The following is a 15,756-nucleotide window of genomic DNA, read 5'->3' as shown; positions in this document are numbered from 1 at the left end:
CGGGGAATGGGAGGAGGATGCATGTCGGACGTCGCCTGGCTGCGGATCGGGATCGCCATCGCGCTGTCGCTGCTGTTCGGCGCGATCATCTATTTCGGGCGTAGCGGCCGCGGCGGCCAGGGCCGGCGCGTGCGCGGGACGCCGCCGCCGGCGGCCGCCGGTGGCGAGGCCACACCTGCCGGCGCGGGCGCCGACGAGGTTCGGGAGGTCGGGGACGGCACCCAGCAGGACCTGCCCCTGCCGGCTCCGCAGGCGGAGCTGGGGCGCCGCCCGAACGAGGCGTTCGACCGCATCGTGACCCTGTACGTGGCCGCCACCGCCGGCCACCAGCTGCGCGGCGAGGACATCGTGGTCGCGGCCGAGAAGGCCGGCCTGGTCTATGGCCACATGGGGATCTTCCACCGCCTGGTCGATGGCCGCCCGGAGCTGGGCCCGGTGTTCAGCGTGGCCAACATCCTGCGCCCGGGCAGCTTCGACCTGGCGCGGATCGGCGAGCTGCAGACCCCGGCGATCGCGTTCTTCCTGACCCTGCCGGCGCCGGTGCCAGCGCTGGAAGCCTGGGAGACGATGGAGCCGGCCGCGCAGCGGATCGCGCAGCTGCTCGGCGGGCTGGTGCTGGACGAGGATCGCAACGCACTCGGGCGCCAGCGCATCCAGCACATCCGCGAGGAGCTGCGCCAGTACGACCGCCAGCACGCCGCGCCGCCGCTGGGCCGCGGCGCCCGCTGGTAGGCGCGCGCCGGCGCGGCGACAATCGCCGCCATGGACGCCCTTGCCGCCCGCGCCGCCGAACTGCGCCGCCGCCTCGAGGAGGCCAACTACCGCTACTACGTGCTCGACGATCCGGACATCGCGGACGCCGAGTACGACGCCCTGCTGCGCGAACTGCAGGCCCTGGAGGCGGCGCACCCGGAACTGGCCCGCCCGGACTCGCCCACCCGCACGGTCGGGATCGCGCCGCAGTCCGGGTTCGCCGAGGTACGGCACGCGCTGCCGATGCTGTCGCTGGCCAACGGCTACGAGCACGAGGACGGCCACGACGATGCCAGCCGCTTCCCGGAGGCCGCCGATTTCGTGCGCCGCGCGCAGGCCGAGCTGGGTCGCAGCGAGCTGGTGTTCTCGGCCGAGCCCAAGTTCGACGGGCTGGCGATCAACCTGCGCTACGAACGCGGCGCGCTGGTGCAGGCCGCCACCCGCGGCGACGGCAGCGTGGGCGAGGACGTCACCGCCAACGTGCGCACCATCCGCGCGATCCCGCTGCGCCTGCGCGGCACGCCGCCGGAGGTGCTCGAGGTGCGCGGCGAGGTGGTGATGCCCAAGGCCGGGCTGGAGGCCTTCAACCGGCGCGCGCTGGCGCACGGCGAGAAGCCGCTGGCGAACCCGCGCAACGGCGCCGCCGGCTCGCTGCGCCAGCTCGACCCGAAGGTGACCGCGCAGCGCCCGCTGGCGTTCTTCGCCTACGGCCTCGGCGAAGTGCAGCCAGCGGATGCAGCCCCGCCCAGCCAGTCGCGCATCCTGCAATGGCTGCGCACGCTCGGCCTGCCAGTGTCACCGGAGGTCGCGGTCGCGCATTCCTTCGCGGAGCTGATCGCCTACTACCGTGGGCTCGCGGCGCGCCGCGCGCAGCTGCCCTACGACATCGACGGGGTCGTGTTCAAGCTGGATGCGGTCGCCGACCAGGAGCGGCTGGGCTACGTGGCGCGTGCGCCGCGCTGGGCGCTGGCGCAGAAGTTCCCGGCCGAGGAGCAGGAGACCGTGCTGGAGGCGATCGACGTGCAGATCGGGCGCACCGGCGCGGTCACCCCGGTGGCGCGCCTGCGCCCGGTGCAGGTGGCCGGGGTGACCGTCACCAACGCGACCCTGCACAACGCCGACCAGGTCGCGCGGCTGGACGCGCGCGTCGGCGACACCGTGATCGTGCGCCGCGCCGGGGACGTGATCCCGGAAGTGGTGCGGGTGGTGCCGGACCGCCGCCCGCCTGGCACCCGGCCCTGGCACATGCCGACCCACTGCCCCGAATGCGGCTCGCGGATCGAGCGCCTGGACGGCGAGGTGGTCGCGCGCTGCACCGGCGGCCTGGTGTGCCCGGCGCAGCGCAAGCAGGCGCTGCTGCATTTCGCCTCGCGGCGGGCGATGGACATCGTCGGCCTCGGCGAGCGCCAGATCGACGGGCTGGTGGATTTCGGCTACGTGCACGGGATCGCCGACCTGTACCGGCTCACGGTCGCCGACCTGGTCGCGATGAAGCAGCGCCAGGACGCGGCCGCCGGCAGCGTCCCGGAGACGGTCAAGGCCGGCAAGGTCGCCACCCGCTGGGCGGAGAACCTGGTCGCGGCGATCGCGCGCAGCCGCAGCACGACGCTCGAACGGCTGCTGTACGCGCTCGGCATCCGCGAGGTCGGGGAGAGCACGGCCAAGCTGCTGGCGCGCCAGTTCGGCAGCCTGCAGGCGCTGATGGATGCGGACGAGGCGAGCCTGCAGCAGGTGCCGGACATCGGCCCGGTCGCGGCCACGCGGATCGCGCACTTCTTCGCCGAGCCGCACAACCGCGAGGCGCTCGCGGCCCTGCGCAAGGCCGGGGTGCACTGGCCGGAAGGCGCGCCGCAGCGGGCCGCGCAGGGGCCGCTGGCGGGCAAGACCGTGGTCCTGACCGGCACCCTCGCCGCGCTCACCCGCGAGCAGGCCGGCGAGCGCCTGGAGGCGCTCGGCGCCAAGGTGGCCGGCAGCGTGTCCAAGAAGACCAGCTTCGTGGTGGCGGGTGCCGATCCCGGCTCCAAGCTGGCCCGCGCGCAGGAGCTGGGCATCGAGGTCTGGGACGAGGCGCGCCTGCTGCACGAGCTGCGCCGGCACGGGCAGGCGCCGTGAGCGCCGCCTGGCCGTGGCGGCCGAGCGCCGCCGCGCCCGCGCTGCGGCTGCGGGCACGGCTGAACGCGCTGGTGCGCGCCTTCTTCGCCGCGCGCGGGGTGCTGGAAGTGGAGACCCCGGTGCTGTCGCGCGCCGGCAACACCGAGCCCAACATCGCCTCGTTCGCGCTGGAGTTCTCCGGACGTACCGACGGCGCGCCGCGCACGCGCTGGCTGCGCACCTCGCCCGAGTTCGCGCTCAAGCGCCTGCTCGCGGCCGGGATCGGCGACTGCTACGAACTGGGCCGGGTGTTCCGCGACGGCGAGGCCGGCGGCCGCCACAACCCCGAATTCACCCTGCTCGAGTGGTACCGCGTCGGCTGGGACCACCTGCGCCTGCTGGAGGAGACGGTGGCGCTGGTGCGTGAGGCGCTGGCGCTGGTGGGGCGCGATGCCGCGCCGCAGGTGACCACCTTTCGCGACCTGTACTGGCAGCGCCTGCAGCTCGACCCGTTCACCGCCGATGTCGAGGTCCTGCGCAACGCGCTGGGCGATGTGGCCCTCGATCCCGAGGGCCTGACCCGCGACGACTGGCTGGATCTGCTGATGACCCATCGCCTGCAGCCGGCATTCGATGCCGACACCCTGCTGGCGGTACACGACTGGCCGGCCTCGCAGGCGGCGCTGGCGCGCATCCGTGACGGCGACCCGCCAGTGGCCGAACGCTTCGAGCTGTACCTGGGGCCGCTGGAGCTGGCCAACGGCTACCACGAGTTGACCGATGCCGGCGAGCAGCGCGCCCGCTTCGCGCGCGACGGCCGCGTGCGCGCCGCGCGCGGGCTGCCGGCGGTGCCGCTGGACGCGGCGTTGATCGACGCGCTGGCGCACGGCCTGCCGGCCTGCGCCGGGGTGGCGCTGGGCGTAGACCGGCTGCTGATGGCGCTACTCGGCACCGAGCGCATCGCCGACGTGCTGGCGTTCGACTTTGCACGCGCCTGAGCCGCCGCAGGTTGGTGCGTACGCCCGCTGCGCGCTGAACGCGCGCGCCTGCCGCGCCGCATCGGGGGTGATTTTCGGCCGCGATTCATCGGGCCTGCGCATGCTGCCAGGCGGGCGGCCCCTCCGGGCCGGGACGAGGAGACGGGACGATGCGGCGGATCGGGACGGCGTGGGTGTTGGGCGCATTCGCAGGGCTGGGCATGGCGGCCGGGGCGGTGCAGGCCGCACCACAGGCGTGGCCGGGCGAGGGCGGTTGGCAATCGGGCTGGGGCAGCGGGCCGGTGGCCAGGGTGCGCTGCGAATCCAACGACGGGCGCTACCGGCAGTGCCGCACCGGCGGCGGCTGGGTCGAACTGGAGCGGCAGCGCTCGCGCGCGCCTTGCATCGAGGGCCGCAGCTGGGGCCGGTTGCCGGATGGGGTGTGGGTCGATGGCGGTTGTCGCGCCGATTTCAGGGTGCTGGGCGATGGCGGCTTTCCGGGGTATCCGACTTATCCCGGGTATCCGACCTATCCCGGGTATCCGGGCGACTGGGCGGATGCGCCGGGCGAGCGCTTCCGCTGCGAATCGCGCGATGGCCGTCCGGCACGGTGTGGTGTGCCCGGCCGCGGCGCGGTGGTGCTGGTGCGCCAGCTGTCGCGTGCGCCGTGCATCGAAGGTCGCAGTTGGGGCCAGGACCGCGGCGGAGTGTGGGTGGACGGCGGGTGCCGCGCCGAGTTCGCGCGCCTGCCCGGGCGCGGGCGCTGGGACGACGACCGCGGCTGGAGCGAGCGGGTCCGCTGCGAATCGCGGGACGGCCGCTACCGCGAGTGCGCGGCCGACGTCCGCGGCGGGGTGGTGCTGGTGCGCCAGCTCTCGCGCGCGCCCTGCCTCGAGGGCCGCAGTTGGGGCGTGAGCCGGCGCGGGCTGTGGGTGGACGGCGGCTGCCGCGCGGAGTTCCAGACCGGCGTCGGTCGCCGCTGGTGAGGCGGCCGCGCGGTGCGTGATCGCGGATAATCCGCGGATGCACACCGCCCCCGACGCCACCGCCCTCGACTTCGACCGCTACGATCGCGTGCGCCCGCTGCGCTGGACCGGGCAGGCGCTGGAACTGCTCGACCAGCGCCGGCTGCCGTTCGCGGTCGACTACCTGGCCTGCACCGACAGCGATGCGGTGGCCGCGGCAATCCGGGATCTGATCGTGCGCGGGGCCCCCGCGATCGGGATCGCCGCGGCCTGGGGGGTGGTGCTGGCGGCGCGCGCGCTGCCGGCCTCGGTCACGCAGGCGGCAGAGGCCGCCAGCCGGCTGGAACCGGCGCTGCAGCGGCTGGATGCGGCGCGCCCGACTGCAGTCAATCTGCGCTGGGCGCTGGCGCGGATGCGGCGCGTGCTCGCCACCGCCGGTGCTGACTGGCGTGCGGCGCTGGAGCGCGAGGCGGAGGCGATCGCGCGCGAGGATCTGGCCGCCAACCGCCGCATGGGCGCGCTCGGTGCCGCCCTGATCGCGCCCGGCAGCGGCGTGTTGACCCACTGCAACACCGGCTCGCTTGCGACCGCCGGGTTCGGCACCGCGCTCGGGGTGATCCGCGCAGGCGTCGCCGCCGGCCGCATCGCGCGCGTGTTCGCCACCGAGACCCGACCGTGGAACCAGGGCGCGCGCCTGACCGCGTGGGAGCTGGCGCAGGACGGGATCGCACCGACCCTGATCGCCGACTCCGCCGGCGCCCACCTGATGCGCTCGGGCCGGGTGCAGTGGCTGGTGGTGGGCGCCGACCGCATCTGCGCGAACGGCGACACCGCCAACAAGATCGGCACCTACCCGCTGGCGATCGCCGCCCGCCACCACGGGGTGAAGGTGATGGTGGTGGCGCCGTCCTCGACCGTGGACATGGCCACCGCCAGCGGCGACGGCATCGAGATCGAGGAGCGCGATCCGGGCGAGCTGCTGCGCTTCCGCGGCGAACGCGTGGTCGCCGACGGCGTGCAGGCGTGGAACCCGGTATTCGACGTCACCCCGCATGCCCTGATCGACGCCATCGTCACCGAGCGCGGGGTGCTCGAGCGCCCGGATGCGGCGCGCATGCAGGCCTTCGCCGCGGGCTGAGCCCGCGCGCTCCGCGGGCGCTGCCGGAAAGACCCGCGTGCGGGCCCCAAAGTGGGGTGCAAGTGCTTGTTTCTTCGTGGAAATCCGGCGTGCGTCGGGGGGCGCCGGATGGTATGATTTCACGTTCCTGAAACCCTTCCGCGGCGCCCGCTCGGGGCCTGCCCGCGGGAGCCGCCGCCGACCCGACCGGACCCACGATGGCCGACCTCGCCAAGGAAATCATCCCCGTCAACCTGGAAGACGAGATGCGCCGCAGCTACCTCGATTACGCCATGAGCGTGATCGTGGGGCGTGCGTTGCCGGACGTGCGCGACGGCCTGAAGCCGGTGCACCGGCGCGTGCTGCACGCCATGAACGAACTGGGCGCGCACAGCAACAAGCCGTACTACAAGTCCGCGCGCATCGTCGGCGACGTGATCGGCAAATACCACCCGCACGGCGACAGCGCGGTGTACGACACCCTGGTGCGCATGGCGCAGCCGTTCTCGTTGCGCTACCTGCTGGTGGACGGGCAGGGCAACTTCGGCTCGATCGACGGCGACTCCGCCGCGGCGATGCGCTACACCGAGGCGCGCATGTCGCGCCTGGCGCACGAGCTGATGGCCGATATCGACAAGGACACCGTCGACTTCCAGCCGAACTACGACGAGAAGGAACTCGAACCCACGGTGATGCCGACCCGGGTGCCGAACCTCTTGGTCAACGGCGCCGCCGGCATCGCGGTCGGCATGGCGACCAACATCCCGCCGCACAACCTCGGCGAGGTGGTGGATGCCACCATCGCCCTGATCGACGACCCGCAGATCGACATCGACGGCCTGATGGAGCACATCCCGGGTCCGGATTTCCCGACCGCCGGCATCATCAACGGCGTCGGCGGCATCCACCTGGCCTACCGCACCGGCAAGGGCCGCGTGCGCATCCGCGCCAAGGCCGAGATCGAGGTGGCCGACAACGGCCGCGAGGCGATCATCGTCACCGAGATCCCGTACCAGGTGAACAAGGCGCGCCTGATCGAGAAGATCGCCGAGCTGGTCAAGGACAAGAAGCTCGAGGGCATCAGCGAGCTGCGCGACGAGTCCGACAAGGACGGCATGCGCATCTACATCGAGGTCAAGCGCGGCGAGTCGGCCGAGGTCGTGCTCAACAACCTGTACGCGCAGACCCCGCTGGAGTCGGTGTTCGGCATCAACATGGTGGCGCTGGTCGACGGCCGCCCGCAGCTGCTCAACCTCAAGCAGATCCTCGAGGCCTTCCTGCGCCACCGCCGCGAGGTGGTGACCCGCCGCACCATCTTCGAGCTGCGCAAGGCCCGCGCCCGCGCCCACATCCTGGAAGGCCTGACCGTCGCGCTGGCGAACATCGACGCGATGATCGAGCTGATCAAGACCTCGGAGAACCCGCAGGTCGCCAAGGAGCGCATGCTGGCGCGCACCTGGCAGCCGGGCCTGGTCGGCAGCCTGCTGGCCGCCGCCGGCGCCGAGGCCTCGCGCCCGGAGGACCTGCCGGCCGGTGTGGGCCTGCTGGCGGAGGGCTACCAGCTCACCGACACCCAGGCCCAGCAGATCCTGGAGATGCGCCTGCACCGCCTGACCGGGCTGGAGCAGGAGAAGCTCACCGACGAATACCGCCAGCTGCTGGAGGAGATCGCCGGGCTGATCCGCATCCTCGAGAACCCGGACGTGCTGCTGGAGGTGATCCGCGAGGAACTGCGCGCGCTCAAGGCGGAGTTCAACGACCCGCGCCGCAGTGAGATCCGCGCCTCCGAGGAAGACCTCGACATCCTCGACCTGATCGCGCCGGAAGACGTGGTGGTCACCCTGTCCCACGCCGGCTACGCCAAGCGCCAGCCGGCCACCGCCTACCGCGCGCAGAAGCGCGGCGGCAAGGGCCGCAATGCGGCGGCGACCAAGGACGAGGACTTCATCGACCAGCTGTGGCTGGTGAACACCCACGACACCCTGCTGACCTTCACCAGCCAGGGCCGGGTGTTCTGGCTGCCGGTGTACCAGCTGCCGGAGGCCGGCCCGAATGCGCGCGGCCGCCCGATCATCAACTGGATCCCGCTGGAGGAGGGCGAGAAGGTGCAGGCGGTGCTGCCGGTGCGCGAGTACGCGGAGGGCAAGTACGTGTTCTTCGCCACCGCGCGCGGCACCGTGAAGAAGACCGCGCTGACCGAGTTCGCCTTCCGCCTGGCGCGCGGCAAGATCGCGATCGGGCTGGAGGAGGGCGATGCGCTCATCGGCGCGGCGCTGACCGACGGCGCGCGCGACATCATGCTCTTTGCCAGCAACGGCAAGGCGGTGCGCTTCGACGAGGGCGAGGTGCGCGCGATGGGCCGCACCGCCACCGGCGTGCGCGGGATGAAGCTGGCCGAGGGCGAGCGCGTGGTCAGCCTGATCGTGGTGGACGGCGAGGGCGACATCCTCACCGCCAGCCAGAACGGCTACGGCAAGCGCACCGCGCTGGCCGAGTTCCCGAAGAAGGGCCGCGGCACCCAGGGCGTGATCGCGATGAAGACCAGCGAGCGCAACGGCGCGCTGGTCGGCGCGATCCAGCTCTCGGACCACCACGACGTGCTGCTGATCTCCGACGGCGGCACCCTGGTGCGCACCCGCGCCTGCGAGATCTCGCAGGTCGGCCGCAACACCCAGGGCGTCACCCTGATGCGGCTGGCCGAGGGCGAGAGCCTGCAGGCGATCGAGCGCCTGGACGCGAGTCTGGACGAGGACGCCGGCAGCGAGGACTGCGGCGAGCCCGCACCCCCGGCGCGGGCGCAGACGCCCGCCGCCGAACCGCCCGCCGCCGGCTGAAAGCCCGGCCGCCGGTCAGTCCGGCGGCAGGTGCGCCAGCACGTAGTCCGCGGCGGACACCCGGAACTCGCCGGGCGCCTCCACCCACAGCCCGCGCACCACGCCGTCCACCGCGTACAGCGCGAAGCGGCGGCTGCGCAGGCCCATGCCGTAGCCGCTGGCGTCCAGCTCCAGCCCGAGTGCGCGGGTGAACTCGGCATTGCCGTCGGCGAGCATGCGCAGCCCCGCCGGCACGCCCTGCTGCGCGCCCCAGGCCTGCATCACGAACGGATCGTTGACCGCCATGCAGGCGACCTCGATGCCGCGCCGGCGGAACTCCTCGAAGTGCTGCACGTAGCCGGGCAGGTGGTGTTCCGAACAGGTCGGGGTGAACGCGCCGGGGACCGCGAACAGCAGCAGGCGGCGGCCGCCGAACAGGGTGGGCGTGTCGATCCGGTGCACGCCGCCGTCGATGTATTGCAGGGTCGCCTCCGGCACCCGCTGGCCGATCTGGATCTGCATCGCCGCTGCCCTCGCCTGGACTGAATCCATCCTAATGGTGGCGCATGCACAGGCAATCAACGCCTTGATCGCGCGGTTGCGCAGACCCATCTGGCAGGCATGGCCCCGGGCCCGGGCCGCGACCCAGACGTGAACCCACCAGTGTTTGCCAGGAGCATGACCATGACCACCTACTATCCCAACCGTGCCGCGGTGCAGCGCGGCATCGCCGCCGCGCAGGCGGCCCAGGACGAGTTCCGCCAGCTGTTCGAGCGCTTCTTCCAGGTCGGAGAGGACGCCGACGCCTCCTCGGTGGTGACCAGCCAGTGGATCCCGCCGGTGGACATCCGCGAGGACGCGACCGGCTTCACCATTCTCGCCGACCTGCCGGGGATCGACCCGAATGCGGTCGAGATCCTGATGGACAAGGGCATCCTGTCGATCAAGGGCGAGCGCAAGGAGGAGAGCCGCGGCGAGGGCGAACGCTTCAGCCGCAGCGAGCGCCGCCACGGCACCTTCCACCGCCGCTTCGCGCTGCCCGACAGCGCCGATGCCGACGGCATCACCGCCAGCGGCAAGGATGGGGTGCTCGAGATCCGCATCCCCAAGCGCCCGGAGACCACCCCGCGGCGGATCCCGGTCGGCAGCGCGCGCGCGGCCGGCTGAGGCCGCCTGCACGGGCGCATGACGCGCCCGCCGGCTAGACTGCGGCCCGCCCATGCGCGGGCCGCCGTCGTTGCGGGCCGACCCGCACGCACCCGACAGGACAGCACATGCAATTCAAGGACTACTACGAGATCCTCGGCGTGGAGCCCAGCGCCGGCGAGGCCGAGATCAAGGGCGCCTACCGCCGCCTGGCGCGCAAGTACCACCCCGACGTGAGCAAGGAGCCGGGGGCCGAGGAGAAGTTCAAAGCCGTCAACGAGGCCTACGAGGCCCTGCGCGATCCGCAGAAGCGCGCCGCCTACGACCAGCTGCGTGCGCAGGGCTACCGGCCCGGCGACGAGGTCAGGCCTCCGGGCGGCGTCCCGCCCGGCGCGGGCGGCCAGGACTTCGACTTCGAGGAGATCTTCGCCGGCGGCGGCCCCGGCGGCGGGTTCTCGGACTTCTTCGAGAGCCTGCTCGGCCGGCGCGCACACGCCGGGCGCCGCGGCGCGGCGCCGGCCGGCCCGACCCGCGCGCGGTTGGCGGTGCCGCTGAGCGCGGTGTATGCCGGCAGCAGCGTGCGCATCGGGGTCGGCGGACGCACCCTGGACGTGAAGATCCCGCGCGGCATCCGTCCCGGCCAGGCGATCCGGCTGGCCGGCCAGGGCGGCGCCGGCAACGACCTGCTGCTGGAGATCGAGTACGCCGCGGACCCGCAATTCGAGGTCGACGGCCGCAACATCCTCTACACCCTGCCGGTGGCGCCGTGGGAGGCCGCGTTGGGCGCCACCGTCAGCGTGCCGACCCTCGGTGGCCCGGTGGAGCTGAAGATCCCGGCCGATTCGGAGGCCGGACGCAAGCTGCGCCTGCGCGGGCGCGGGCTGCCGGGCACTGGCGGCGCGCCGGCCGGCGATCAGATCGTGGAGCTGGAGATCCTCGCCCCGCGGGCACACACCGCCGCGCAGCGCGAGGCCTATGCGCGCATGCGCGAGGCGTTCGGGGACGACTGGCGGCGCGGCTGAGCGCTGCGCGCCGGGGGCGCCCGGGCTCAGGCCGGGGCGCCGCCCAGGTGCTGCACGATCAGGGTGGCCAGCTCGGCCTCGCTGAAGGGCTTGGTGATGTAGGCCTTGGCGCCCTGGCGCATGCCCCACACGCGGTCGGTGTCCTGGTCCTTGGTGGTCACCAGGATCACCGGGATGTGCTTGGTCGCCGGATCGCGGGTGATCGAGCGGGTGGCCTGGAAGCCGTTGAGGTTGGGCATCACCACGTCCATCAGGATCAGGTCCGGCAGGTCGCGCCGGGCCATCTCGACCCCGGCCGCGCCATCCTCGGCGGTCAGCGCCTCGTGGCCCAGTTTCTCCACGATGCGGCGGATGCCCATCAGCTGCGAGGGGGAATCATCGACGATCAGGATGCGGGCCATGCGCGCTCGGGGTCCCCGGGGATTGCGCAGATTGTAGCGGCGGCCGGCGGGGGCGCAATCGTCGCCTGCCGCTCACGCCGGCACGCCGATCCGGACCAGGGTGCGCCCCAGCGAGCCGCCGGCCAGCATGCCGGCGAAGACCTCCGGCAGGCCGTCCAGGCCGACTTCGCGGGTGCAGATCGCCTCCAGCCGGTCCGGCTTCCAGTCGCCGGCCAGGCGCCGCCAGACCTCGTCGCGGATGGCACGCGCGGTGCCGGCCGAGGCCACGCCCAGCAGCGACACGCCGCGGATGATGAAGGGCATCACCGTGGCGTGCAGCTCCGGCGAGGCCGCCAGCCCGCAGCTGGCGACATTGCCGTAGGGCGCGGTCTGCGCCAGCAGGCTCGCGAGCATCGGCCCGCCCACGTTGTCGAGGCCGCCGCCGAAGCGGGCGCTGTCCAGCGGCCGGGTGGTCGACAGCGCGTCGCGGCCGAGCACGGCGCTGGCGCCCAGGGACTTCAGGTAGTCGGCGTGCTCCGGCTTGCCGCTGATCGCGTGCACCTCGTAGCCGGCCTTGCGGAAGATCGCGATCGCCAGCGAGCCCACGCCGCCGGTGGCGCCGGTGACGGCCAGCGGCCCCAGGTCGGGCGTCTGCCGGTTCTCGACCATGCGCAGCAGGCCCAGCGCGGCGGTGAAGCCGGCGGTGCCGAGGATCATCGCCTCGCGCAGGGTGAGCCCGGCAGGCAGGGCGATGACCCATTTCGATTCCAGCCGCGCGTACTCCGCGTAGCCGCCATCGCGGGTTTCCGACAGCCCGCTGCCGGTCACCAGCACCGCATCGCCCTCCTTGAAGGCGGGATCGGTGGAGGCGACCACGTGGCCGGCCACATCGATCCCGCCGACCAGCGGGAACCGGCGCAGGATCTTGCCCTGGCCGGTGCCGGCCAGCGCGTCCTTGTAGTTCACCGAGGAATAGGCGGTCTTGACCACCACCTCGCCGGGATTGAGGTCGTCCAGCGCAATGGATTCGAGGCCGCTGCGGTAGCCGCCGTGGCCATCGTCGCCGTGGATGCGGAACGCGCGGAACCGGGTCGGGATGCTCATACGTTCTCCGGGGTGAGCTTCAGCTGCGCGCGGCGCTTCTCGTCCAGCCACTTGTCGGCCTGCGCCGGCACGTAGGCCTGCATCCACGCGAGCAGGGCGTCGATGTCGCTGCCGTGCCACATGTCGGTGCGCTGCTCGGGGTGCAGGAAGCGCTCGCGCACCATGGTGTCCAGCATCGCCATCAGCGGCTGCCAGAAGCCGTTCACGTCGAGGAAGGCGCAGGGCTTCTTGCCGAGGCCCAGCTGGCGCCAGGTCAGCATCTCGAACATCTCGTCCAGCGTGCCGAAGCCGCCGGGCAGGGCGACGAAGCCGTCGGCCAGTTCGAACATGCGCGCCTTGCGGGTGTGCATGGAGTCCACCACCTCCAGCCGGGTGACGCCGGTATGCGCCACCTCCCAGTCCACCAGCTGCTGCGGGATGACGCCGACCACCTCGCCGCCGCCGGCCAGCACGGCGTCGGCCACCGTGCCCATCAGGCCGACGTTGCCGCCGCCGTACACCAGCGCGATGCCGTCGCGCGCCAGGCGCGCGCCGAGGGCGCGGGCCAGCCCGGCATAGGCCGGATCGCCGCCGGCATTGGAACCGCAATAGACGCAAATCGTCTTCATCTCGCCATTATCCTCCCGGAAACGAAACGGCGCGCCGAAGCGCGCCGTTTGGCAGACAACAGGCCTTGCTCTCAGTTGGCCTTGTGGATCGCCCGCTTGTGCACCGCCATCGCGGCGTCGTGCACGGCTTCGCTCAGCGACGGGTGGGCGTGGCAGATGCGCGCCAGGTCGTCGGCGCTGCCCTTGAACTCCATCGCCAGCACGCCTTCGTGCACCAGCTCGGAGACGTTGGCGCCGACCAGGTGCATGCCGAGGATGGTGTCGGTCTCGGCATGCGCCAGCACCTTCACGAAGCCCGCCGGCTCGGCCATCGCCACCGCGCGGCCGACCGCCGCGAACGGGAAGCTACCGGCCTTGTACGGGATGCCCTCGGCCTTCAGCTGCTCCTCGGTCTTGCCGACCCAGGCGATCTCCGGCTCGGTGTAGATCACCCACGGGATGGTGTCGAAGTTGACGTGGCCGGGCAGGCCGGCGATCAGCTCGGCCACCGCGATGCCTTCCTCGAAGCCCTTGTGCGCCAGCATCGGGCCGCGCACGCAGTCGCCGACCGCCCACACGCCGTCCACGCCGGTGTGGCAGTGCGCATCGACCACGATCCGGCCGCGCTCGTCGAGCTGCACGCCGGTGCCCTCGGCCAGCAGGCCGGAGGTGGCGGCGCGGCGGCCCACGGCCACCAGCAGCTTGTCCACCACCAGTTCCTGCGCGGCGCCCGTGGCGTCGGTGTAGTGGACGTGCACCCCGTCCTGCTTCACCTCGGTGTTGCTGACCTGGCAGCCCAGGCGGATGTCCAGGCCCTGCTTCTTGAACTCGCGCGCGGCGACCTTGCTGACTTCGGCGTCGGCGGCGGCGAGGAAGGTGGGCAGGCCCTCGAGGAGGGTGACCTCGGCGCCCAGGCGGTTCCACACGCTGCCCAGCTCCAGCCCGATCACGCCGGCGCCGATCACGCCCAGGCGCTTGGGGACCGCGGTGAAGTCGAGCGCGCCGACGTTGTCCACGATGTGCTCGCCGTCGAACTTGGCGAACGGCAGCTCGATGGAGTCCGAGCCCGCGGCGAGGATCACGTTGGTGCCCTTCAACTCCACTTCGGAACCGTCGTGCTGCTTCACTTTCACCACGTTGCCCGGCTGCAGCTGGCCGAAGCCATGGAACGCGGTGATCTTGTTGGCCTTGAACAGCGCCGCGATGCCGCCGGTGAACTGCTTCACGATGGCGTCCTTGCGGGCGACCATCTTGGCCACGTCGATCGCCGGCTTCTCGAAGCGGATGCCGTGCTGGTCGAACAGGTGGCCCATGTTCCAGAACTGGCGGCTGGAATCCAGCAGCGCCTTGGACGGGATGCAGCCCACGCGCAGGCAGGTGCCGCCGAGCGCCGGCTTGCCGTCCTTGCCCAGGGCGACGTCGATGCAGGCGACCTTCATGCCCAGCTGCGCCGCGCGGATGGCGGCGTGGTAGCCGGCGGGGCCGGCGCCGATCACGACGACGTCGAAATTCTGTGCTTGGCTCATTGCGGATGATCCTTCGTTGCAAACAGGAAGCCCCGCTGGGCGGGGCTTCGCGCGGTCACATGCCGAGCAGCATGCGGTGCGGGTTCTCGAGCTGGTTCTTGATGTCCACCAGGAACAACACCGCGTCCTTTCCGTCGATGATGCGGTGGTCGTAGCTCAGCGCGATGTACATCATCGGCGCGATCACCACCTGCCCGTTCTCCGCGATCGGGCGCTCCTTGATCGCGTGCATGCCGAGGATGGCGCTCTGCGGCGGATTCACGATCGGAGTGGACATCAGCGAGCCGAAGGTGCCGCCGTTGGTGATGGTGAAGGTGCCGCCCTGCAGATCCTCCAGCTTCAGCCCGCCCTCGCGCGCGGCCTTGGCGAAGCCGGCGATGCCCTTCTCGATCTCGGCGAAGCCCATGCGCTCGACGTTGCGCAGCACCGGCGTCACCAGCCCCTTGTCGGTCGCCACCGCTACGCTGATGTCGGCGTAGCCGTGGTAGATGATGTCGTTGCCGTCCACCGAGGCGTTGATGATCGGGTGCTTCTGCAGCGCGTTGGCGGCGGCCTTGGCGAAGAAGCTCATGAAGCCGAGCTTGATGCCGTGGGCCTTCTCGAACTGCTCGCCCAGCTCCTTGCGCATCTGCATGACCTTGCCGAGGTTGACCTCGTTGAACGAGGTCAGCATGGCGATCGAGTTCTTGGACTGCATCAGGCGCTCGGCGATGCGCGCGCGCATGCGCGTCATCGGCACCCGCTCCTCCGGGCGGGCGCCGCCGGCGATGCCTGCGGTCTTGCCGCTGGCGTAGTTGACGATGTCCTCCTTGGTGACCATGCCGCGGCGGCCGGTGCCGGTCACCTCGGCCGGGTCCACGCCGCTGGTGGCGGCGGCGAAGCGCGCGCCCGGCGGCAGCTCCGCGGCAGCGGCGGGCGCCGCCTTGGCCGGGGCCGCGGGCGCCGGGGCCGGAGCCGCGGCCTTGGGGGGCTCCTGCGCGGCGGGGGCGGCGGTCGCGGCCGTGGCCGCCGGCGCGGCGGCCACGGCACCTTCCTCGATCACCGCGATCACCTGCTGGCTGGTGACGGTGGCACCGGTGTCGAACTTGATCTCCTTGAGCACGCCGTCCACCGGCGCCGGCACTTCGAGCACGACTTTGTCGGTCTCCAGGTCGAGCAGGTTCTCGTCGCGCTTGACCGCCTCGCCGGCCTTCTTGTGCCAGGCCGCGATCACGGCGTCGGAGACGGATTCGGGGAGGACCGGAACTTTGACTTCGGTGGCCATGCGGGCGTCCT

Annotated in this window: 14 protein-coding genes; 8 read left to right on the top strand and 6 right to left on the bottom strand. The window is 72.2% G+C overall.

The features are described from left to right. Positions 1-21 precede the first annotated feature (21 nt). From zipA to gyrA, 6 genes are all read left to right on the top strand, one after another. A complete protein-coding gene (zipA, locus tag ML340_RS07880; RefSeq protein WP_240098447.1) occupies positions 22-732 on the top strand; it encodes a cell division protein ZipA in 711 nt (236 codons plus the stop codon). Positions 733-762: 30 nt separating this feature from the next. Next, positions 763-2,865, top strand: coding sequence for an NAD-dependent DNA ligase LigA (gene ligA / locus ML340_RS07875; RefSeq protein WP_240098445.1), 2,103 nt, complete (start codon positions 763-765; stop codon positions 2,863-2,865). Further along, the gene (epmA, locus tag ML340_RS07870; protein WP_240098443.1) at positions 2,862-3,842 is read left to right on the top strand and encodes an EF-P lysine aminoacylase EpmA; all 981 of its coding nucleotides are present in this window, start codon (positions 2,862-2,864) and stop codon (positions 3,840-3,842) included. Before ligA ends, epmA begins: the two co-directional genes overlap by 4 nt. A gap of 176 nt (positions 3,843-4,018) precedes the next feature. Beyond that, positions 4,019-4,807 carry a DUF3011 domain-containing protein gene (locus ML340_RS07865; RefSeq protein ID WP_240098441.1) on the top strand — a complete coding sequence of 263 codons (789 nt, stop codon included), beginning with the start codon at positions 4,019-4,021 and terminating at the stop codon, positions 4,805-4,807. A gap of 37 nt (positions 4,808-4,844) precedes the next feature. Further along, a complete protein-coding gene (mtnA, locus tag ML340_RS07860) occupies positions 4,845-5,924 on the top strand; it encodes an S-methyl-5-thioribose-1-phosphate isomerase (protein WP_240098439.1) in 1,080 nt (359 codons plus the stop codon). A gap of 197 nt (positions 5,925-6,121) precedes the next feature. After that, on the top strand, positions 6,122-8,737 hold the full coding sequence (gene gyrA / locus ML340_RS07855; protein ID WP_240098437.1) for a DNA gyrase subunit A: 2,616 nt from the start codon (positions 6,122-6,124) through the stop codon (positions 8,735-8,737). 15 nt (positions 8,738-8,752) lie between these two features. On the opposite strand, the gene ML340_RS07850 is transcribed toward gyrA, so the two are convergent. Continuing rightward, positions 8,753-9,238: a peroxiredoxin gene (locus ML340_RS07850; RefSeq protein ID WP_240098435.1), complete on the bottom strand. Its 486-nt coding sequence runs from the start codon at positions 9,236-9,238 to the stop codon at positions 8,753-8,755. 162 nt (positions 9,239-9,400) lie between these two features. Here ML340_RS07850 and ML340_RS07845 point away from each other — a divergent pair, with 162 nt between their 5' ends. Further along, complete coding sequence (locus ML340_RS07845; RefSeq protein ID WP_240098433.1) at positions 9,401-9,883, top strand: Hsp20/alpha crystallin family protein; 483 nt, start codon at positions 9,401-9,403, stop codon at positions 9,881-9,883. 107 nt (positions 9,884-9,990) lie between these two features. Next, positions 9,991-10,884, top strand: coding sequence for a DnaJ C-terminal domain-containing protein (locus tag ML340_RS07840; protein WP_240098431.1), 894 nt, complete (start codon positions 9,991-9,993; stop codon positions 10,882-10,884). A gap of 26 nt (positions 10,885-10,910) precedes the next feature. Here ML340_RS07840 and ML340_RS07835 read toward each other — a convergent pair whose 3' ends face one another. The 5 genes from ML340_RS07835 to sucB form a co-directional block, all read right to left on the bottom strand. Beyond that, positions 10,911-11,285, bottom strand: coding sequence for a response regulator (locus tag ML340_RS07835; protein WP_240098429.1), 375 nt, complete (start codon positions 11,283-11,285; stop codon positions 10,911-10,913). A 72-nt stretch (positions 11,286-11,357) separates the two neighbouring features. Next, on the bottom strand, positions 11,358-12,368 hold the full coding sequence (locus tag ML340_RS07830; protein WP_240098427.1) for a YhdH/YhfP family quinone oxidoreductase: 1,011 nt from the start codon (positions 12,366-12,368) through the stop codon (positions 11,358-11,360). Beyond that, a complete protein-coding gene (locus ML340_RS07825) occupies positions 12,365-12,976 on the bottom strand; it encodes an LOG family protein (RefSeq protein WP_240098425.1) in 612 nt (203 codons plus the stop codon). The genes ML340_RS07830 and ML340_RS07825 overlap by 4 nt, the downstream gene beginning before the upstream one ends. Positions 12,977-13,047: 71 nt before the next feature. Next, complete coding sequence (gene lpdA, locus ML340_RS07820; protein ID WP_240098423.1) at positions 13,048-14,481, bottom strand: dihydrolipoyl dehydrogenase; 1,434 nt, start codon at positions 14,479-14,481, stop codon at positions 13,048-13,050. A 55-nt stretch (positions 14,482-14,536) separates the two neighbouring features. Further along, positions 14,537-15,745, bottom strand: coding sequence for a dihydrolipoyllysine-residue succinyltransferase (gene sucB, locus ML340_RS07815; RefSeq protein ID WP_240098421.1), 1,209 nt, complete (start codon positions 15,743-15,745; stop codon positions 14,537-14,539). Positions 15,746-15,756: the final 11 nt, after the last annotated feature.

This window comes from Thermomonas flagellata (assembly GCF_022419185.1).
Lineage (GTDB): Bacteria > Pseudomonadota > Gammaproteobacteria > Xanthomonadales > Xanthomonadaceae > Thermomonas > Thermomonas flagellata.
The sequence above is the reverse complement of the archived record's forward strand: the minus strand, read 5'-3'. Positions and strand labels throughout refer to the sequence as shown.